This is a genomic window from Sphaerisporangium sp. NPDC049003 (assembly GCF_043197795.1).
Lineage (GTDB): Bacteria > Actinomycetota > Actinomycetes > Streptosporangiales > Streptosporangiaceae > Sphaerisporangium.
Map to the genome: position 1 here is coordinate 69,457 of NZ_JBICTU010000022.1, position 19,362 is coordinate 88,818.

General features: G+C 70.3%; 20 protein-coding genes and 1 tRNA gene. 6 read left to right on the top strand and 15 right to left on the bottom strand.

Annotation, left to right across the window (positions count from 1 at the left end):
* Window positions 1-296: 296 nt before the first annotated feature.
* Entirely contained in the window at window positions 297-1,376 is a 1,080-nt protein-coding gene (locus ACGFIV_RS23855) for an LLM class flavin-dependent oxidoreductase (RefSeq protein WP_392837719.1), read from the top strand.
* A gap of 134 nt (window positions 1,377-1,510) precedes the next feature.
* Window positions 1,511-2,899 (top strand): NtaA/DmoA family FMN-dependent monooxygenase, encoded by a 1,389-nt coding sequence (locus ACGFIV_RS23860; RefSeq protein ID WP_392837720.1) that lies wholly within the window; start codon window positions 1,511-1,513, stop codon window positions 2,897-2,899.
* A gap of 25 nt (window positions 2,900-2,924) precedes the next feature.
* Here ACGFIV_RS23860 and ACGFIV_RS23865 read toward each other — a convergent pair whose 3' ends face one another.
* The 4 genes from ACGFIV_RS23865 to ACGFIV_RS23880 all read right to left on the bottom strand — a co-directional run bounded on the left by ACGFIV_RS23865 (window position 2,925) and on the right by ACGFIV_RS23880 (window position 5,941).
* Window positions 2,925-4,058 carry an FAD-dependent oxidoreductase gene (locus ACGFIV_RS23865; RefSeq protein ID WP_392837722.1) on the bottom strand — a complete coding sequence of 378 codons (1,134 nt, stop codon included), beginning with the start codon at window positions 4,056-4,058 and terminating at the stop codon, window positions 2,925-2,927.
* Between the two features lie 69 nt (window positions 4,059-4,127).
* Window positions 4,128-4,808 (bottom strand): hypothetical protein, encoded by a 681-nt coding sequence (locus ACGFIV_RS23870; protein ID WP_392837724.1) that lies wholly within the window; start codon window positions 4,806-4,808, stop codon window positions 4,128-4,130.
* 282 nt (window positions 4,809-5,090) lie between these two features.
* Window positions 5,091-5,468 carry a GntR family transcriptional regulator gene (locus ACGFIV_RS23875; RefSeq protein ID WP_392837726.1) on the bottom strand — a complete coding sequence of 126 codons (378 nt, stop codon included), beginning with the start codon at window positions 5,466-5,468 and terminating at the stop codon, window positions 5,091-5,093.
* Window positions 5,465-5,941, bottom strand: a complete 477-nt coding sequence (locus tag ACGFIV_RS23880) for a hypothetical protein (RefSeq protein WP_392837728.1) — start codon at window positions 5,939-5,941, stop codon at window positions 5,465-5,467. The genes ACGFIV_RS23875 and ACGFIV_RS23880 overlap by 4 nt, the downstream gene beginning before the upstream one ends.
* A gap of 60 nt (window positions 5,942-6,001) precedes the next feature.
* Between ACGFIV_RS23880 and ACGFIV_RS23885 the strand changes: the two genes are divergently transcribed.
* Window positions 6,002-6,568 carry a tyrosine-type recombinase/integrase gene (locus tag ACGFIV_RS23885; RefSeq protein WP_392837730.1) on the top strand — a complete coding sequence of 189 codons (567 nt, stop codon included), beginning with the start codon at window positions 6,002-6,004 and terminating at the stop codon, window positions 6,566-6,568.
* A 64-nt stretch (window positions 6,569-6,632) separates the two neighbouring features.
* Here ACGFIV_RS23885 and ACGFIV_RS23890 read toward each other — a convergent pair.
* The 3 genes from ACGFIV_RS23890 to cysS all read right to left on the bottom strand — a co-directional run bounded on the left by ACGFIV_RS23890 (window position 6,633) and on the right by cysS (window position 9,202).
* Window positions 6,633-6,705 (bottom strand) — tRNA-Thr (locus tag ACGFIV_RS23890).
* Window positions 6,706-6,805: 100 nt separating this feature from the next.
* Window positions 6,806-7,783, bottom strand: coding sequence for a 23S rRNA (guanosine(2251)-2'-O)-methyltransferase RlmB (gene rlmB / locus ACGFIV_RS23895; protein ID WP_392837732.1), 978 nt, complete (start codon window positions 7,781-7,783; stop codon window positions 6,806-6,808).
* A gap of 21 nt (window positions 7,784-7,804) precedes the next feature.
* Window positions 7,805-9,202: a cysteine--tRNA ligase gene (gene cysS / locus ACGFIV_RS23900; protein WP_358545850.1), complete on the bottom strand. Its 1,398-nt coding sequence runs from the start codon at window positions 9,200-9,202 to the stop codon at window positions 7,805-7,807.
* A gap of 426 nt (window positions 9,203-9,628) precedes the next feature.
* Here cysS and ACGFIV_RS23905 point away from each other — a divergent pair, with 426 nt between their 5' ends.
* Window positions 9,629-11,236 (top strand): DUF2637 domain-containing protein, encoded by a 1,608-nt coding sequence (locus ACGFIV_RS23905; RefSeq protein WP_358545848.1) that lies wholly within the window; start codon window positions 9,629-9,631, stop codon window positions 11,234-11,236.
* 173 nt (window positions 11,237-11,409) lie between these two features.
* Here ACGFIV_RS23905 and ACGFIV_RS23910 read toward each other — a convergent pair whose 3' ends face one another.
* From ACGFIV_RS23910 to ACGFIV_RS23920, 3 genes are all read right to left on the bottom strand, one after another.
* Window positions 11,410-11,679: a GlsB/YeaQ/YmgE family stress response membrane protein gene (locus ACGFIV_RS23910; protein WP_358545845.1), complete on the bottom strand. Its 270-nt coding sequence runs from the start codon at window positions 11,677-11,679 to the stop codon at window positions 11,410-11,412.
* A gap of 198 nt (window positions 11,680-11,877) precedes the next feature.
* A complete protein-coding gene (gene ispF, locus ACGFIV_RS23915) occupies window positions 11,878-12,378 on the bottom strand; it encodes a 2-C-methyl-D-erythritol 2,4-cyclodiphosphate synthase (RefSeq protein ID WP_358545843.1) in 501 nt (166 codons plus the stop codon).
* A gap of 17 nt (window positions 12,379-12,395) precedes the next feature.
* On the bottom strand, window positions 12,396-12,878 hold the full coding sequence (locus ACGFIV_RS23920) for a CarD family transcriptional regulator (protein WP_114028347.1): 483 nt from the start codon (window positions 12,876-12,878) through the stop codon (window positions 12,396-12,398).
* A gap of 263 nt (window positions 12,879-13,141) precedes the next feature.
* Here ACGFIV_RS23920 and ACGFIV_RS23925 point away from each other — a divergent pair, with 263 nt between their 5' ends.
* Window positions 13,142-13,768 (top strand): copper chaperone PCu(A)C, encoded by a 627-nt coding sequence (locus ACGFIV_RS23925; protein WP_358545840.1) that lies wholly within the window; start codon window positions 13,142-13,144, stop codon window positions 13,766-13,768.
* 189 nt (window positions 13,769-13,957) lie between these two features.
* On the opposite strand, the gene ACGFIV_RS23930 is transcribed toward ACGFIV_RS23925, so the two are convergent.
* Together ACGFIV_RS23930 and ACGFIV_RS23935 are read right to left on the bottom strand one after the other, a co-directional pair.
* Window positions 13,958-14,647 (bottom strand): response regulator transcription factor, encoded by a 690-nt coding sequence (locus ACGFIV_RS23930; protein ID WP_358545837.1) that lies wholly within the window; start codon window positions 14,645-14,647, stop codon window positions 13,958-13,960.
* Entirely contained in the window at window positions 14,644-15,756 is a 1,113-nt protein-coding gene (locus ACGFIV_RS23935; protein ID WP_358546039.1) for an ATP-binding protein, read from the bottom strand. The genes ACGFIV_RS23930 and ACGFIV_RS23935 overlap by 4 nt, the downstream gene beginning before the upstream one ends.
* A 175-nt stretch (window positions 15,757-15,931) precedes the next feature.
* Here ACGFIV_RS23935 and phoU point away from each other — a divergent pair, with 175 nt between their 5' ends.
* Entirely contained in the window at window positions 15,932-16,588 is a 657-nt protein-coding gene (gene phoU, locus ACGFIV_RS23940) for a phosphate signaling complex protein PhoU (protein ID WP_392837738.1), read from the top strand.
* A gap of 96 nt (window positions 16,589-16,684) precedes the next feature.
* Here phoU and ACGFIV_RS23945 read toward each other — a convergent pair whose 3' ends face one another.
* The 3 genes from ACGFIV_RS23945 to mshA all read right to left on the bottom strand — a co-directional run bounded on the left by ACGFIV_RS23945 (window position 16,685) and on the right by mshA (window position 19,318).
* A complete protein-coding gene (locus ACGFIV_RS23945; protein ID WP_358545832.1) occupies window positions 16,685-17,428 on the bottom strand; it encodes a phosphoglyceromutase in 744 nt (247 codons plus the stop codon).
* Window positions 17,429-17,482: 54 nt separating this feature from the next.
* Window positions 17,483-18,004: a YbjN domain-containing protein gene (locus ACGFIV_RS23950; protein WP_358545829.1), complete on the bottom strand. Its 522-nt coding sequence runs from the start codon at window positions 18,002-18,004 to the stop codon at window positions 17,483-17,485.
* Between the two features lie 75 nt (window positions 18,005-18,079).
* A complete protein-coding gene (mshA, locus tag ACGFIV_RS23955) occupies window positions 18,080-19,318 on the bottom strand; it encodes a D-inositol-3-phosphate glycosyltransferase (RefSeq protein ID WP_392837803.1) in 1,239 nt (412 codons plus the stop codon).
* Window positions 19,319-19,362: the final 44 nt, after the last annotated feature.

Genomic DNA, 19,362 nt, shown 5'->3' on the forward strand with positions numbered 1-19,362 from the left:
CCCGGGCCAGGGAGCGACTCCAGGCGCCGGGGATCGCGCCCGGCGACGACTTGACCGCCGATGCCTCCTTCGCGTTGTCCGTCTCGTTCTTGGGGACGCACGGACGGCCGGGTCCTCCATCTCCCGGCACCCCGGATAGCCACATGGCGAGGGCTCCGGACGCGAGGCGGGAACAAACTGGCTTTCTATGGCATTCCTACCAATAATGTGGCTAATTGCTCCGGCGTGCCTTCGGGCCGAAGGAGAGCTTGGCCCGGCATGCCTCCGGGCCGTACGAGAGAGGGGAGAGCCGACCGATGAGCGACCACCGCACCCTGTTGCTGGCTGTCGACCTGGACGGGGATGGCGCCCACCCGGCCGCCTGGCGCGTTACAGGCCGTCCACCTGGAGACGTTCTGACCGCCGCCGCGCTACGCGCTGCCGTCGGCGCCGCGGAGGCCGCGGGCTTCACCCTGGCGACCTTCGCCGACGCGCCCGTGCCACCGAGCCGCGGGCTGGACGCGGCCGGACGGCTGGAGGCGGGCACCCGGGCCGCGTTCGCCGCGCCGCTGACCGATCGGATCGGGCTGGCGCCCACGCTGCACGTGACCACGACCGAGCCGTTCCACCTCGCCACCCAGCTGGCGAGCCTCGATCATGCCAGCCGGGGCCGCGCGGGCTGGGTGGTCGGCGCGGCGCACGACAGCGATGATCTCGCGACGATCGGGGCGAGCGCGCTGTCCGACGATGCCGCGCGGCGCGAGGCCGCCGACGTCGTCGACGTCGCGCGCCGGCTGTGGGACTCGTGGCAGGACGACGCGGTGATCAGGGACGTCGCCACCGGCCGCTACCTCGACCCCGGCCGCGTTCACCACGTGAGCTTCACCGGGGCCGCCTTCTCGGTGACCGGACCGCTCATCACCCCGCGCCCGCCGCAGGGACAGGTCGTCGTGCTCGCCCCCGCCGAGCTGGAGATCGACGCTCACGCCGACATCGTGCTCGTCGGCGAGCCCGACGCCGACGCGCTCACCCGACGGGCCGAGCGGGTCAGGAACCACGGCGTGCTCGCCTTCGCCGAGGTCGAGGTCGTGCTGGACGCCGACGAGCCTGGGGGGCGGCGGCTCGCCGACCTGGATCAGGCCACCCCATGGCCGGACTCGGGACGGCTGCGATACGCCGGGCCGGCGAGCGGGCTCGTGGAGCTGCTCCGATCACTCGCGCCGGTCGTCGACGGGGTGCGCCTGCACCCGGCGGCGCTCGCCGCCGACCTGCCGGTGCTCGCCGATCAGGTGCTGCCGGCGCTCGCGGCGGCCGGCCTGTACCGAGCGCCCGAGCCTGGCGCCACGCTGCGCTCCACGCTGGGCCTGCCCCGCCCCCTCAACACCTTCGCCCCCTGAACCGCTGCACCCCTTCTCCCTCCGCTTCGCCCCCTGAACCGCTGCGCCCGCTGAACCGCTGCACCCCGTGAACCGCTTCGCCCCTGGACCGCTTCGCCGCCTCGGCGAGCACAACCGCGTGAGGTGACACGACCTTGACCGCCACGAGTTCGCCGGCTTCGACCGGCGCCCCGTACGACCCGAACGCCCAGGTACACCTCGGCGTGTTCTACACCGGAGTCGGCCCCCAGGTCATCTGGACCCGCCCGACGACCGCGTCGCACGTCGCCATCGAGACCTTCGTGCAGGTGGCGCGACTACTGGAGCGAGGGCTCTTCGACGCCTTCTTCCTCGGCGAGGGTCTGCGCCTACGCGAGAACCGCGGCCGCGTCTACGACCTGGACGTCGCCGGACGTCCAGACGCGATCACGCAACTGTCCGCGCTGGCCGCCGTCACCGAGCGCATCGGGCTGGTCGCCACGCAGAACACCACGTACAACTTCCCCGCCGATCTCGCCCGCCGCCTGGCCAGCCTCGACCTGCTGTCCGGCGGGCGGGGCGGCTGGAACATCGTCACCACCGACAACGCCTGGACCGGCGCCAACTTCCGCCATGGCGGCTGGCTCGCGCACGAGAGGCGCTACGAGCGGGCCACACAGTTCGTCGAGGCCGCGAAGGCCCTGTGGGCCTCCTGGGAGCAGGACGCCGTCGCCGAATCGGACGAGGCCAAGTCCTGGGCGCGGCCCGGAGCGATCCGCGACGTCGAGCGGGATACCGACCTGGTACGGCTGCGCGCACGCGCCACCGTGCCGGCCAGCCGGCAGGGCCGTCCGGTGCTGTTCCAGGCCGGCGACTCCGGCGGCGGGCGCGAGCTCGCGGCGCGTCACGCCGACGTCGTGTTCTCCGCCAACACCGAGTACGACAAGGCCGTCGCCTACGCCGCCGACCTGCGAGCCAGGTTGGCGCGCCACGGCCGCTCGCCGGACTCGCTGCGGATCCTGCCCGGCGCCTCCGTCATCCTCGGCGACACGCCCGAGGAGGCCCGGGAGCGCGCGGAGTGGGTACACGACGAGCAGATCTCGCCACCGCGGGCGATCGCGTTCCTTGAGCAGTACTGGGACACCGACCTGTCCGCCTACGACCCGCACGGCCCGCTGCCCGACATCGAGCCCGGCGAGGCGGAGCTGGATCCGTCGCGCGGCACGATCCCGATCGAGATGCGCACCGGCAAGCTCGCGCTCATCGCCCGGTGGCGCGAGCTGGCCGCGGCGGAGAACCTGTCGATCGTGCAGCTCGTACGCCGCGTCGCGCCGCGACACCGTTCATTCGTGGGCACGCCATCGCAGATCGCCGACGAGTGGGTGCACTATGTCCGCACCCGCGCGGTCGACGGTTTCAACATCACCCCGCACCTGATCCCGTCGTCGCTGGAGGACATCGTCGACAAGCTGGTGCCGCAGTTGCAGGAGCGCGGCGCCTACCGCACCGCGTACGAAGGAACGACGCTCCGCGAGCACCTCGCCCTGCCCACGCCGACGTGGTGACAGAGCGGTCCGGACGAGCGACTTCTTAGGGTGCGGCGGCGGGCGGGCGGTTCAGCGCGAAGCGCGCGTCGGGCCGCTCGCCCGTGAGGGCGAGGTCGGCGAGGATCCGTCCGACCGCCGGAACGAACTTGAACCCGTGCCCGGAGAAGCCCGCCGCCACGACGACGGGACCAACTCGGTCCAGGACGAAGTCAGAGGTCGGCGTCGTGGTGTAGGTGCAGCTGATCGGGGTGAGGGCGTCCGCGTCGACACCGGGCAGCCATGCGCGGGCGTACTCGCGCAGGGCGCGCAACTGGGCGGGCTCCGGCTGGAAGTCGCGGTCGTCGGGGTCGACCACCGGGCCCGTGCCGTGGAACCCGGCCTTGACGCCCTCGCCGGGCGTCCCGAGGCCGTAGACCCCGCTCGGGAACCCCATGGCCTCCAGCGACTCGCCGTCGAGGTGGTGCACGAAATTGGGCCAGGCCACGTCGTCGCGCAACGGGGCGAAGTACGCCGGCTGCTCCTGTGTGACGCGCAGCGGCGGCAGCGGCACGAGCCCGCCGAGCAGCTTCTCCGCCCACGCCCCGGCCGCGACGACGACTCGCTTCGCGTGGTACACGTCCTCCCCCGCAACCACCTCGACGGCGTCGTCGCCGCGTACCACGATCGAGGTGACCGGCGTCTCGTGGCGGACGACGGCGCCCAGCCGGGCCGCCTGCGCCTGGAGCGCCGACAGGGCGTCGTCCGCGTGCAGCCGCCCGCCCGCCGGATGAAAGAGCACCTTGCCGTCATACCGCAGGCCGGGCCAGCGCTCGGCGGCCTCCTCGGGGGCGAGCCACTCCCCCGGCGCACCCGCCGCCTCGACCGCCTCGGCCAGCAGCCCGAGGTCCGCCGTCCGCCCGTGGTCGACTCCTCCGGTGGTCGTGAGCAGGGAGACGCCTGATGCGGCCTCAAGCTCCCGCCACAACCCTTCGGCCTCCTGGGCGAGCCTGATGTAGGTGGGCTCGGTGTAAGAGACGCGGAAGATCCGGGACGCTCCATGCGAGGCTCCGCGCACGTGCCCCGCCTCGAACCGCTCCAGAAGCACCACGTCGACCCCGCGACCGGCCAGCCGCCACGCGGCCGCCGACCCCATCCCCCCGCCGCCCACGACGACGACATCCACCTCATACCTGCTCATCCGCGACCTTTCAGCTCATGACTCCAACGTATGTTCCCGGAAGAGGAAATAAACCATAACCTACCTGTTTTACATAGATAGTCGTGAAGCGGCCCCGCAGAAGGTATGTACGGCAAGGGCGCGGAGCGGGCGACGGCCTCGGCCGGTGACGGAGCCGGGCAGAAGCGGACCCGCCCGGGCAGGTGCCCCGGTGGCGAGGAAGGAGTTCATCGCCTCGTCGGCGCAAACCGTGTTGGCCGTGGTGACGAACGGAAGCAGATCACCGGAGTGCTCGGCGCATGCGGCCGCGGTGTCCCGTGCGAAGGCGACGTTGCGCTCGATGCCGCCGTCCGGCGCCGGGTAGGGCAGCAACAGCGTGAGCTGCCTCATGAGATCGAGGCCACAGGTGACCGGGATGCTGTGGCCGACCCCTCGCGGATCGAAGCCGATCAGGTCGTACCGGTCCAGGACCTCGCGCGGCCTGCCGCCACGGTGACCACTGTCGCCGCGGCGATGAACAATGTCAGAATTGATCGCGGACTTAATCGCACTGATGCTCCTTTTCGAAAGGAACAGTCGGCTGGGAACCGATTCCATGGGAATTCCCGTGCGCCTGGCGGCTGGTGGAGATGACGTCCGCCATCGTTCGAACGGCCTGGTCGCCACCGCCACCCGTGATTCGACCGCGCTCAGCAGGTCACGAGGCTTGATCGACAACGGAACGGTCGGTGGTGTCAGCAGGCCGACGCGGGCGGAATTGCCGCCGTCCACTGTTCCGGCCCCACACTCCTATGGCTACGGCGAGCCGCCACCCTGGTGGATCGATCGGTCAGACGCCCACGCCTTTCACGAGCCAGTTCCCTCTCTGGCAACCGGAATGGGCGGCCGCCATCCGGCTACTGTTGCTCCGCATGACCCACACCGAGATCGAGATCACCGTGGAGTCGGTGCGGGATTTCTGGAGCAGCCGATGCGGCGGCTCGGACGCCGCCTGATCGGCCGCTACGCCGGCGTCGTGCGCCCGGCGACGTGACCCCCGCGGCCGGGTCGCGGTCATGACGAGGCCGGTGTTGCCGCGCCGGAGGTCAGCGCCGCCTGGACGATGCGGATCGCCTCGCCGGTCTCGATGCCGACGCTGGCGATCACGGCGGCGTAGTCGGCGGCGGCCCGGCGGGCCCGCTCCCGGCCCTCCTCGCCGGCGGACGACACGAACGAGCCCGCCCGCCCGCGCGTCTCGATCAGCCCCGCCTCCTCCAGCTCCCGGTAGGCCCGGCCGACCGTGTTGACGGCCAGGCCGAGGTCGGCCGCGAGGTGGCGGATGGTCGGCAGCCGGACGCCCACGGCCAGCGTGCGGTCCTGGATCTGCCGGGCGAGCTGGGCCCGTAGCTGCTCGAACAGCGGCACCGGCGAGGCCGCGTCGATGACGATCATCGGACGCGCATGACCCGCCGGGCCACCGGCGCGCTCGACGGCGTCCTGGCTTGGAGCGCGATGGTCGCGCCCACGCCCAGGAGCAGGTAGGCGACCGCGGCGGCGCTCCACCAGCCGGGCGCGGTGCCGAACAACAGCACCATGGGCAGCGTCCACTGCACGCTCGGCGTGGTGAGCTCGCGGGCGTCCTCGACGCGCATGATGACGTCGGCGGTCAGCGACTCCTCGTCCTCCGCCACCACCGGGCGCCGCAGCAGGTGGCGCAGCTGCATGGCGCTGATGGCCGTCCCGCCGAGCAGGCCGATCAGCAGGACGACGGCCAGCTGCCGAACGGTGGGGTCGGGAACGGCCAGGGCGCTCCCGGCCAGCACCATCGCACCGGCGAACGTGGCGGCCACGAAGACGGCGTACGGCCGGCCGAGCACGGCTTGCCAGCCGGGCTGGATCAGATGGGCGGCCCTGCGAGACAGCATCGCGCCCGGTGCGTCATAGCTTGCGACAAAGTCAACGCTCCGTGGACTCTCTTCGTCCCGGTGGTGCGAGCCCCGGCTCAGCGGCGGCCGTCGCCGTGGACCATGATCGACCTCGACGTACCGGAAGTCCGGATCAAGGGCAGCTCGTTCGTGATCGACGGGGAGCGGGTGGAAGGCACCACCAAGAGCGGCCGGTCGCGTGTGGTGAGCCTGGACGAGGAGACGGTACAGGTCCTCCGGGAGCATCGCGCCCGGCAAGCCGGCGAGAAGCTGGTGGCTGGCGAGGAGTGGAAGGGCACGGACGACTACGTGTTCACGACCGGCTGGGGTGAGCCGATCTACCCGGACACCGTCACCTCGTTGGTCCCGAAGCTCATCGCCGCCTACAACGCACCCAAGGACCGCCCCAGACCGAAGAAGCCGCTCCCCCATGCGAGGCCGCACGACCTACGGCACGTCCACGCGACGACGCTCCTGCTGGCCGGCGTTCCGGTCCATGTGGTCGCCGCTCGGCTCGGTCACGCCGACCCCACGATCACCCTTCGGGTGTACGCGCACGTGATCAATGAGCAAATGGCGACGGCGGCGGACATCTTCGCGACCGTCGTCAAGGACGCCGCCGCATAGCCGCTGTTAGCAACCTGTTAGCAAAAGGCCCCTTGTGATGATCGCAAGGGGCCTTTGGGCTGGGAGCCGACGAGGGGAATCGAACCCCTGACCTACGGTTTACAAGACCGTTGCTCTGCCGATTGAGCTACGTCGGCGTGTGGTGCCCTACGAGTTTAGTCGTAGGGCGTGGGCACCGTCACCGATCATCGGTACCGGGTCGGCCGGCTGGGGTGGGGTCGGCCGGCTGGGGGGGGGTCAGCGGCGGCGGCGGAGGCGGGCTACCTCGTAGAGGGCGATGCCTGCGGCTATGCCGGCGTTGAGGGACTCGGCGGCGGCGTTCATGGGGATGCGTGCCACCACGTCGCAGGCCTCGCGGACGAGGCGGGACAGGCCCTTGCCCTCGGAGCCGACCACGACGACCAGAGGCTCGGTGGCCAGCTCGACGTCGCCGATGTCGGTGGAGCCCCCGCCGTCGAGGCCGACGACGAACAGACCCTGCTCGCGGTATTCGCGGAGCGTGCTCGTGAGGTTCGCGGCCCTGGCCACGGGCAGGTGGGCCAGGGTGCCGGCAGAGGTCTTCCAGGCACCGGCGGTGACCCCGGCCGAGCGGCGCGCCGGCACGAGGATGCCGTGGGCCCCGAAGGCCGTGGCGGAGCGCGCGATGGCTCCGAGGTTGCGCGGGTCGGTGACGCTGTCGAGCGCGATGATCAGCGGCACCTCGGCCGCGTCGCGTGCCCGCTCGACGAGGTCCTCCGGGTGGGCGTACTCGTAGGGCGGGAGCTGGAGCGCGAGGCCCTGGTGGACCGTGCCCTCCGTGAGCCTGTCGAGCTTGTCGCGGCTGACCTCAAGCAGGGCGATGCCCCGGTTGGCGGCCATCTTGATCGCATCGCGGACGCGGTCGTCGCTCTCGACGCGCTGCGCCACGTACAGGACGTTGGCGGGCACCTCGGCACGCAGGGCCTCGACCACGGGATTGCGGCCGCCGATCACCTCGGGAGCGTCGTCGCGCTTGCCCCCGCGGCTCGGCCGGGCGGGCTGCTTGTCAGGGGTGCGCGGCCCCGAGCCCGGAGCGCCCTGAGCGGCGCTGCGCTTCTTGTCCTTGAACCAGTGGCGCTCGTGGGCAGGCGGGGTCGCTCCTCTTCCTTGAAGAGCGGACCGGCCCTGCCCACCGGTGCCCCGTGTGGGGCCCTTCTTCTTCGCGGGCCTACCGGACCCCTTACCCACACCAGCCATGGTCCCAGCCTACCGGCGCGATCAGCGGGCCAATTCCCATCGAGCGCCCTGGGGGGTGTCTTCGACCATCACGCCCGCCGCGGCGAGCTGGTCGCGGATCGCGTCGGCCGCGGCGTAGTCCTTGCGGGCGCGGGCGGCCTGACGCTGCTCCAGAGCCACCTTGACCAGGGCGTCCACCGTGTCACGGAGGCCGCTGTCGGCCCTTCCCTCGCGCCACTGCGGTGCCCGGGGGTCGAGACCGAGCACGTCGAGCATGTTCTGGGTCTCGGCGAGAAGTCGTGCGACCTGCTCCTTGTTGCCGTGGGCGAGGGCGACGTTGCCCTCGCGGACGACCTCGTGGACCACGGCGAGCGCCTGCGGCACCCCGAGGTCGTCGTCCATGGCGTCCACGAACGCCTGCGGCAGCGGCGCCGCCGCGTCGACGTCGTGGATCACCTCGGCGGCCCGGGTGACGAAGCCCTCGATGCGCTGGTAGCCGGTGGCGGCCTCGGCCAGCGCCTCGTCGGAGTAGTCGATCGAGGAACGGTAGTGGGCGGCCACCAGGTAGTAGCGGAGCTCGACGGCGCGGACCTTGCCCAGCATCGCCGGGACCAGCAGGGAGTTGCCGAGGGACTTGCTCATCTTCTCGGCGCCGATCTTGAGCATGCCGTTGTGCAGCCAGTAGCGCGCGAAGCCGTCACCGGCCGCCTGCGACTGGGCGACCTCGTTCTCGTGGTGCGGGAAGATCAGGTCGACACCGCCGCCATGGATGTCGAAGGTCTCGCCGAGGTACTTGGTGGCCATGGCGGAGCACTCAAGGTGCCAGCCGGGACGGCCGGGGCCCCACGGGGTCGCCCAGGTCGGCTCGCCGGGCTTGGCGCCCTTCCACAGCGCGAAGTCACGGGCGTCGCGCTTGGCCGAGTCGGTGTCGGTGTCGGCCGCCGCGCGCATGTTCTCGGGACGCTGGTTGGAGAGCCTGCCGTAACGCTCGGCGTAGGACATGACGTCGAAGTAGACGTCGCCGCCCGTGGCGTACGCGTGGCCCTTGTCGATCAGCCGGTGGATCAGCTCGATCATCTCGGGGATGTGGCCCATCGCCCTCGGCTCGACCGTGGGCGGCAGGCAGCCGAGCATGTCATACGCCCACGTGAACGCCCGCTGGTTGCGCTCGGCGACGACGAACCACGGCACGCCCTCTTCACCCGCGACTCGGATGATCTTGTCGTCGAGGTCGGTCACGTTGCGGCAGAACGACACGTCGTAGTCGGACCGCATCAGCCATCGGCGCAGGACGTCGAAGTTGACACCTGAGCGGATGTGCCCGATATGCGGTGGAGCCTGGACAGTGGCGCCGCACAGGTAGATCGAGACCCGGCCCGGGTGGATGGGGACGAAGTCGCGGACCGCACGGGTGCTGGTGTCATATAGGCGCAGACTCACGAACGCAAGGCTAATGCCTCGCACGCCGTGGCAGGACTGGTTGCCCGACCTCACAGGCCCGCAAAACGAATGTGAATCCTGAGGCCTTTCCGCGAGGCCGGAAGGACTGACCGCCTTCTCCCTAATAGAGCACCTTGTCCGAGATCATTTGGGCTGGTACGCCCTACTTTGCCCCTAGCCTCAGCGATAGATTCGCGGAACGCGCCGGCTCTTACGAAAATCCGGATCCCCGAGGGGATGACCGAAGGCACTTCGGTCACCAGGGCCTCATTGTTCACTCCGCCACCAGACCCCTCGCTCGTCAGTCGCCTTGCCGTGACGGGCCTACGCGAAGGGGTCGGGTTGGGTTTCATTCTGATCTGCTGCCGCGTGGCGTCGCGGTCCGCGCCGGTTACGGCAGCGCCGATTCTGTAGGCTCGAAGCGCCATGGACGTCACTCCCCCCTTGGCGGCAGGCCAGTCCTCCCGCCGGACCGCGCCTCCGCCCGTTCCCGCCCAGCCGACCGGAACGGCCTTGGTGCTGCGCCGCGTGGGGACCGCCGTCGCGGGCCTCGCGGTCGCCGCGCTGGCCGGTGCCGCCTGTGTGCTCTCCTTCGACGCGCTGCGGGCCCTCGCCGTGACAGGAGGGGCACGTTCAGACCTGTCCTATCTCTACCCGGCCGGCTTCGACGCGCTGCTCGCGATCGCGCTGATCAGCGTGCTCCTGCTGCGTCCCGCCCGGCTGCTCCTGAAGCTGCAGGCCGCTCTGGTCCTCACCCTGCTGATCGTGGCGGCCGCCGCGGCCAACGTCGTGATCGCCACGGGCGTCACCGTCGGCGTCCGGCAGGCCACTGTGGCCGTCGCCGTGGTCCCCTGGGTGATGCTGGTCCTCGGGCTGTGGCTGTTCCTGCTCCCGGCGAGGAGCGGCCAGTCCCGCCCTTCGGCGGCCGGCGTCACGGAGCACGAGGCGGCCGACATCCCCGAGCACGAAGCCACGGACGTCCATGAGCGTGCGGTACGGACGGACATCGTCCCCTTCGGGCACGAGGAACGTGACCCCGACCTGGCTCCTCCGCTCATGACGGGCCACGCCCCCGCCCTGGAGCGGGACTTCGCGCCGCATCTGGAGGCGCTGTACACGCCCGAGCCCGAGATCGCTCCGGTGGTGCCGCCGACGCCCGCTCCGGAGACCCCTCCCGTGGACGAGCTGCCGCCTCTGCCGCGCCAGGACAGGGACGGTGAGGCGGGCGAGCCCGAGCCCCAGCGCGTGCCCACGCGCGCGGTTCCGGCCCCCAGGCAGGCTACGAGCCCCCATGAGACCGGCGCCTCCCACAAAGAGACGGGTTCCTCGCGAGAAGGAAGCGGTGTCTCCCCTGACGCGGGCGGCGTCCCCGATCCCGAAGCGACCGTGCCCCAGCCGGGCCCTATGAGTCCGGAACCAGGCCCTATAAGTGGGGAACCGGGCCCTATGAGTCCGGAAGAGGACCACGCCGCCCAAGAGCACGCACACGCCGCGCAGCAGGAGCACGGGGTACCGGACCAGGGACACGGCGCGCCGGAGCAGGAGCACGCGGTTCCCGAGCCGGAGCCGGAGCAGCGGCTGGTGCCGAAGCCCCGGGCGCGGACCAGACCGTCCCCGCGACCGGAGCGAGACCCCGACATGCCGCTCCGCTGGGGAGACCTCGTACGTCCCTCCACCGGCGACGTGCTGGTCCATCCGCTCCCCAAGCCGACGCGTGATCGCGAGCCAGGCGACACGCAGCCGTACCCGCAGATCACCGACGAACCGGCTGAGCGGCCGGCCACGGAGGTCTCAGACGGCGCTGAGGACTCGCCGGCGGCGAACACCCAGCCCTACCCCCATCTGCGTGAGGACGCCGCTCCGATGCCCTCTGAGGCGCGGCAGGAGGCCGGCGCCGGTCCCGACCCGGCCCACGACGCCGGCTGCGCCGACGAGGAGGAGGCCCCGCGGGCGCGGCGGCAGCCGTACGGGGAAGCGCCCGCGGCACCGCCGTCCGTCCGGATGCGCAGCACCCCGCTACCCCCCGAGGAGTAGAGCGGGAACGCCGAAGATCCGCCCGATCGGGGGATCGGGCGGATCTTTGAAGGTGCCGGCGGAGTCGGGCACCGTGCGGGTGACCGCCGTGTTTCAGGGCCTGACGGCCGAGAGATCACATCCGGCGGTTCGAACGTCGGCGAAGGTCACCGTGTGGTGGACTCCGCCGAGGGTCAGACCCTGGTGCGGCCGCGGAGACCGGCCACGATGCCGACACCGACGACGGCCAGAACCACCTGCATGACGAGCTCGATCCAGTCGATGCCGTTGGTGGTCGCGACGCCCAGCACCTGGGCGAGCGCGGTACCGATCAGGGCGGCGACGATACCGACGACGATGGTGAGGATCCACCCGATGGGCTGCCGACCCGGAAGGATGAGCCGTCCGAGGGCGCCGATGATGGCACCGATGACGATCGCGCCGAGGATGGTTTGAATGGACATATTGAGCCTCCCCTTGAGGGTTGCACCTTCACGCTGAAAAGGTGGCTACCCGGATTCGGGGCTCTAATCCTAGAAAGTAAAAAATCCCTGCTCAGCAGGGTAAAAAGAGGACGGCGTCCCGTGCACCGCGCCGGTTGCCGGGGCACCGCCCTCTGATTCGCGAGCAGTTCGACCCGCCCGCCGTTCGGGATCCCGCTCTTAGGACGTGCCGGCGGGCCCGACGGTTGGCGATGATTCCGGAGAACCTTCGAAGACGATCGCGTTCGCGATGGCCGCGACGCCCTCTCCGCGCCCGGTGAGCCCGAGCCCGTCGGTCGTGGTGGCGCTGACGCTGACCGGCGCGCCGACGACCGCGCTCAGCGCCCTCTCGGCCTCGGCGCGGCGGGGCGACAGCTCGGGGCGGTTGCCGATGACCTGCACGGCGATGTTGCCGATCTCGAAGCCGGCCGCGCGCACATGACGTGCGGCCTCCTCAAGAAGGGTCACGCCCGACGCGCCCGCCCATCGCGGGTCGGCGGTGCCGAAGAGCCCTCCGAGGTCGCCGAGCCCCGCGGCCGAGAGCAGGGCGTCACAGCACGCGTGGGCGGCGGCGTCGCCGTCGGAATGACCCGCGAGCCCCGTCTCGCCGGGCCAGTGAAGGCCGGCGAGGTGAAGGTCACGGCCGGATGCGAAAGGGTGGACGTCGACTCCGACGCCCACCCTTGGATGTTTCGTGTTCAGGAGTTGAGAACCTCGTCGAGAAGGGCCTCGGCCTTGTCCTCGTTGGTCTTCTCCGCGAGCGCGAGCTCACTGACCAGTATCTGCCTGGCCTTCGCGAGCATGCGCTTCTCGCCCGCGGACAAGCCCCGCTCCTTGTCGCGCCGCCAAAGGTCGCGCACCACTTCGGCCACCTTGTTGACGTCGCCGGACGCCAGCTTCTCGAGGTTGGCCTTGTAGCGGCGGGACCAGTTGGTGGGCTCTTCGGTGTGTGGCATGCGCAAGACATCGAAGACACGCTCTAGGCCTTCCTGGCCTACAACGTCACGCACGCCGACGAGCTCGGCGTTCTCCGCCGGCACCTGAACGGTAAGGTCGCCCTTGTCGACCTTCAGCACCAGATAGGTTCTGTCTTCGCCCTTTATCGTGCGGGTCGTGATGGCTTCGATCCGAGCAGCCCCGTGGTGGGGGTAGACGACAGTGTCGCCGACCTGGAAAGTCATGTGACAAGTACCCCTTCCGCTGTACTCCAGGATACCACGCGCCAGTCCCCTCCCGGAACAGTGAAATCAACATAACTGCAGGTCAAAGCCTCGATTTGGGACTTGACAACCGCCCGACTGTATGAATCCTAAGTCCTGACATACCCGGTGACCTGCGATGCTGGCCGCGTTCGCGCTCGCACCCGCCCGCCTCGGAGAGGGGTGCGGCGCACGGATAAGGTTGCTTCTGGCCATGCCCATGTGTATCAAGGAGACCTCGAACTGTGACCAGCACCAGCCGTCGCAGGGTGATCGCCGTCACCGCGCTGCTCGCAGCCGCCCCGGCGCTGGCGGCGTGTGGCGCGGGAGCCGATGCGAACACCAGCAATGCGTACGCCCCGACTGAGGCCCACGTGCTGATTGACGGCAACGACACCGCGAAGACCTACGGCAGGAACGGCATCAAGATCCCTCAGGCGTTCCTCCTCGGCCCGGACTCGGGTGCCAAGATCGCGGCGGGAGGCTCCATCCCGCTCTACCTGTCCATGGTGAACTACGGCACCACTGCCGACTCCCTCGAGGGGGTGGCGGTGGCCGACCAGAGCGCCGCCTCGGTCAAGACGGCAGGGGCGATCGCACTGCCCCCCGGCAAGCTGGTCAACACCGGCAGGCCCACCTCCACGGTCATCCTGGAGGGCACCCAGAAGCCGCTCCTCGGCGGCGAGAGCATCTCCGTGACCCTGAAGTTCGCCAACGCCGGCGACATCAACATGACGATCCCCGTGATCACGCGCAGCCGCGAGTTCAGCAGCCTGTCGCCCGCCCCCAGCGCGGTCCCGTCCGCCACCCCGGCTCCGGAGACCTCCCCGGGCACGCCCGCCCCGAGCGCGACTCCGTCGGCGAACGGTTGAGGCACCCAAGGCAAGAGGCGCCTAAAGGCACTCAAACGGCGAAAGGCCCGTAGACGGCCAAAAGCCCCCAGAAGTGCCTAGGAGCCCATACAAGCGAGAAAGGCCCGGTTGATGTACGTCCGTACATCAACCGGGCCTTTCTCGCTGCGGCTCAGCCCCGGGAGGGACCGATCCACGGCACGACCGGGGTCACCCCTCGGCGGGGTCGAACTTGTAGCCGAGGCCCCGCACGGTGAGGATGCAGCGCGGGTTGGACGGGTCGGCCTCGACCTTCGCCCGCAGACGCTTGACGTGGACGTCCAGGGTCTTGGTGTCGCCGACGTAGTCGGCCCCCCACACGCGGTCGATCAGCTGGCCACGCGTCAGCACCCTGCCCGCGTTGCGGAGCAGCACCTCAAGCAGCTCGAACTCCTTGAGCGGGAGCTGCACCTGCCGGCCCCGTACGGCGACGATGTGGCGGTCGACGTCCATGCGGACGGGGCCCGCGGCGAGGACGGCCTGCTCGATCTCCTCGGCGTCGCCATGCCTGCGCAGCACCGCGCGGATGCGTGCGACCAGCTCACGCGAGGAGAACGGCTTGGTGACGTAGTCGTCGGCCCCGAGCTCCAGGCCGACCACCTTGTCGATCTCGCTGTCCTTGGCGGTGAGCATGATCACGGGAACCTTGGAGCGCTGCCGCAGCGAGCGGCAGACCTCCGTACCCGGGAGGCCGGGGAGCATCAGGTCGAGAAGCACCAGGTCGGCGCCGCTTCGGTCGAAGGTGTCGAGCGCTTCGGGGCCGGTGGCCGCGACCGCGACCTCGAACCCCTCTTTGCGAAGCATGTAGGACAGGGCGTCTGAGAACGACTCCTCGTCCTCGACGACGAGCACGCGGGTCACTTCGCGGCCTCCAGAGAGTTCGATGTGCTTGGTACGGCTATCGCCGTGCCGCCGAAGGCCGGCAGACGAAGGGTGAAGGTGGAGCCCGAGCCTTCCTTGCTCCAGACCGTCACCTCGCCGCCGTGCGCGACGGCGACGTGCTTGACGATGGCGAGGCCGAGACCCGTGCCGCCGGTGGCCCGCGACCGGGCGGCGTCGACGCGGAAGAACCGTTCGAAGATGCGTTCCTGGGAGCTCTCGGGGATGCCGATGCCCTGATCGCTGACGCTCACCTCGACGACCTCGCCGGCGGGCCTCGCGCTCACCACGACGCGGGTGCTCTCAGGGCTGTAGGCGACGGCGTTGTCGATCAGGTTGCGCAGCGCGGTCACGAGGAGCTCGTCGTCGCCCCACACGCGCAGGCCCTCGGTGCCGCCCGCGACCAGGGCTATGTCCTTGGCGGAGGCCTTGGTGTTGCACCGGTCGATGGCCTCGTGGAGCACCTCGTCGACCGGCACGCAGCCGGGCGTGGGGATGGGCTCGCCGCCCTGGATGCGGGACAGCGTGATCAGGTCTTGGACGAGGTAGGTCAGGCGAGCCGCCTCGTGCTGCATGCGGCCGGCGAACCGGGTGACCGCCACGGGGTCCTCCGCCGCGTCCTGGATGGTCTCTGCCAGCAGGCTCAGTGCCCCGACCGGCGTCTTCAGCTCGTGGCTGACGTTGGCGACGAAGTCACGGCGTACGGCCTCGACGCGGCGGCGCTCGGTCTGGTCCTCGGCGAGGACCAGCACCTGGCCGTGGGTGCCGAGAGGCGCGACCCGGACGGCGAACGTGGTGGTCTCAAGGCCGAACTTGTGGCCCGCCACCTCGAACTCGCTCTCGCGGATCTCACCGTCCCTGCGGACCTGGCGGGCGAGGGCGAGGAGCTCGGCGGCCATAAGATGATCGCCCTTGACCAGTCCGAAGGCACGGGCGGCCGAGCTGGCCCGCAGCACCTTGTCGTCGCGGCCGAGGACGACGGCGGAGGATGGCAGCACGGCCAGCACCGACGCCACCCCCTGGGGCAAGACGGTGTCGGAGTTCTCCACGATCTCGGTGCGACGTTTGTCCTTCGGGCGCACCGCCACCATCGCGATAGCCCCGACGACAAACCCCGCCAGAGCGGCCAGGCTCGTCAGGATCTCACTCACGCTTTCGATGGTAGGCGGCCTTCTTCGCTGGCCAGGACCTCACAGAGGCCCCTTTCCTGGAGAGTTCATCTATTGGACGAAGTTCGTTCACGAACGCGCGCGTAGCGTGAGCCGCATGCGCGACGCCTTCCACGAAGAACTCAACGCTCTCACCGATCGGCTGGTGGAGATGACCAGCCTGGTCCGCTCGGCCATATCGAGGGCCACCACCGCACTGCTGGACGCCGACCTCCAGCTCGCCGAGAGTGTGATCTCCCAGGACGAGGAGGTCAACCGGCTCTACGCGGAGATCGAGACCTCCATTTTCGAGCTGCTGGCCACGCAGCAGCCCGTCGCCGTGGACCTGCGCGTCGCCATCACCGCCCTCCGTATGGGCGGCGACCTGGAGCGCATGGGCGACCTCGCCGAGCACGTGGCGAAGATCGCGCGGATGCGCCACCCCGACTCGGCGATCCCGCCGGAGGTGCGCGACACGATCCTGGAGATGGGTCAGATCGCCGAGCGCCTGATCACCAAGACCGGCAGCTGCATCGCCACGCACGACGTCGAGCTGGCCAAGGAGCTGGACGACGACGACGACGCGATGGACAGGCTCCACCGCAGGCTGTTCCGCGTGCTGCTGTCGAAGGACTGGGCGTACGGCATCGAGCCGGCGATCGACATCACCCTCACCGGCCGCTACTACGAGCGGTACGCCGACCACGCCGTCCGCGTCGCCCGTGACGTGGTCTACCTCGTCACCGGCAGCCGCGAGAGCGGCACCGCCTCCTGACCGGGCACGCCACGTCCTGACCACCAAGGCGCCCAGGCGCATGAGAGAGCCCCGGACCTCAGCGGTCCGGGGCCTCCTCCGTCTATGTGGGGGTGGCTACTTGCCCTGGTTCGCCACGGCCTCGATGGCGGCCTTGGCGGCCTCGGGGTCGAGGTACTCGCCGCCGGGCTTGAGGGGCCGGAAGTCGGCGTCCAGCTCGTACCGGAGTGGGATGCCGGTCGGGATGTTCAGCTTGGCGATCTCCTCGTCGCCGATGCCGTCGAGGTGCTTGACCAGTGCGCGCAGGGAGTTGCCGTGGGCCACCACCAGCGTGGTGCGTCCCGCCGCGAGGTCGGGGACGATGCTGTCGTACCAGTAGGGCAGCATGCGGTGGACGACGTCCTTGAGGCACTCGGTGCGGGGCATCAGCTCGGACGGCAGCGTGCCATACCGCGCGTCCCCCACCTGCGAGAACTCGTCGTCGTCGGCGAGGGGCGGGGGCGGGGTGTCGTACGAGCGCCGCCACAGGGCGAACTGCTCGTCGCCGAACTCCTCGCGGGTCTGGGCCTTGTTCTTCCCCTGGAGGGCGCCGTAGTGGCGCTCGTTGAGTCTCCAGGACCTCGTGACCGGCAGCCACAGCAGATCGGCCGCGCCGAGCGCGAGGTTCGCGGTCTGGATCGCCCGGCTCAGGACCGAGGTGTGCACCACATCGGGCCGCACCCCCGCGTCGACCAGCAGTCTGCCGCCGCGCCGCGCCTCTTCCTCACCCGTGGCCGAGAGCGTGACGTCGACCCACCCGGTGAACAGGCCCTTCGCGTTCCACTCACTCTCGCCATGCCGCAATAGCACCAAAGTAGCCATGCGCCAAGCTTAAGGGCGGGCCCGGCGCGGTCACCCAGCCTTCGGCGTCCTGCGTCAGCTCTCAGCCCTCGGCTGCTGTGTTTCAGCCGTCGGCCTGTTGCGTTCGACGATGCCTTCGAACGCGCGCAGGTTGGCGAGCGACTCTCCCCGCTTGACCCGCCAGTCCCACTCGCGCCGGATGGACGAGGCGAATCCCAGCTCCAGGGCCCGGTCGAACCATTCGTCCGCGTAGGTCAGCACGCAGCCGAGCAGCCGGTCGATCTCCTCGTCCGAGACCGCCGCCAGGGGCAGGTGCCCGACCAGGTGGACGTCGCCGACCGAGTCGAGCGCGAAGTGAACCCCGTACATCGAGCCGTTCTTGGACAGCAGCCAGCGGTAGAACGCCACGTGGTTCTCGTCGGGCTGACGGCAGAAGAACGCCTCGACGTGCAGCGCCTGGTCGGAGATGGTCAGCCAGGTCATGGTGGCCAGCTTGTGCCCACCAGGCAGCTTCACCAGGAACGAACCCGGACGCGGGCGCTCATAGGTGATCTCCGCCGCCTTGAGCGCGGACTCGACAACCGCCTCGTGATCCATACCAGTGCACACTCCCGCGTTCCGATCCGGCTAAACCCTGTGTATCAGTGTGATGGCACCACAAGGTGGAGCCGGCTAGAGGTTGACCGCCATCGGCACCCGGTGGAGCCGGGTCATGGCGCCGGCGTAGACCTCCATGAGGCGCGCGGCCGTGGCCGACCAGCCGAAGGCCGCGGCGTGGTCCCGCGCCCCCTCCGCCATCGAGTCCCGCCAGGTCGGGTGGTCGACGAACTGGCGCAGCGCCTTCGCCCACACGTGCGGCTCGTGCCCGTCGACGAGCAGGCCCGAGACGCCGTCCTTCACGGCCGTGCGGAGCCCGCCCACCGAGGCCGCCGCGACAGGGGTGCCACACGCCTGTGACTCCAGTGCCACAAGGCCGAAGGACTCGTTGTGGGACGGGACGACCGTGACGTCGGCCGCCCGGTACCAGTCGGCCAGCTCGTTCTGCGGGGCGGGTGGCGCGAGCCGCAGAAGCTCGGAGATGCCGAGTGCGGCCGCGAGGTCGGTGAGGTAGGACGGGCGGGCGAGCCCGTTGCCGCTGGGGCCCCCCACGCAGGCGAGGATCAGCCTGGACCGCAGCGAGGGGTCGTGGGCGACCATGCGGGCCGCCGCCCTGAGCAGGACGTCCGGGGCCTTGAGCGGCTGGATGCGTCCGACGAACAGCATGATGTGGGCGTCCTGCGGCAGGCCGAGCCTGTGCCGCGCCGCGCCCTTGGACGCCGGCTGGAACACCTGGAGGTTGACCCCGGGATTCACCACCGCCACGCGTTCGGAGGGGGCTCTGTAGAGATCGATCAGCTCCTGCGCCTCGGCGGCGGTGTTGGCCACGAGACGGTCGGCGACCTCGACGACCTGTTCCTCGCCCAGCACGCGCGCCACCGGCTCGGGCTTGTCGCCGTGGGCCAGCAGGAGGTTCTTGACCTTGGCCATGGTGTGCATGGTGTGCACCAGCGGCACGCCCCAGCGCTCCTTGGCCAGCCATCCGACCTGGCCGGACAGCCAGTAGTGCGAGTGGATCACGTCGTAGTGCCCCGGCTCGTACATCGCCTCGGTGCGCAGCACGCCGGACAGGAACGCGCAGAGCTGGCCCGGCAGGTCGCCCTTGTCGAGCTCCTCGTACGGCCCGGCGGTGACGTGCCGTACGGTCACGCCCGGCTCGATCTCGACGGCCTGCGGGAGGTCGCGAGCGGTCTGCCTGGTGAAGATCTCCACCTCCACGCCGAGCCCGGCGAGGCGCTTGGCCACCTCGACGATATAGACGTTCATGCCGCCCGCGTCGCCGGTACCCGGCTGGTCCAGCGGGGATGTGTGCATGCTGATAGTCGCCACCCGGTTGATCCGGCGTGCGACAGGCACTC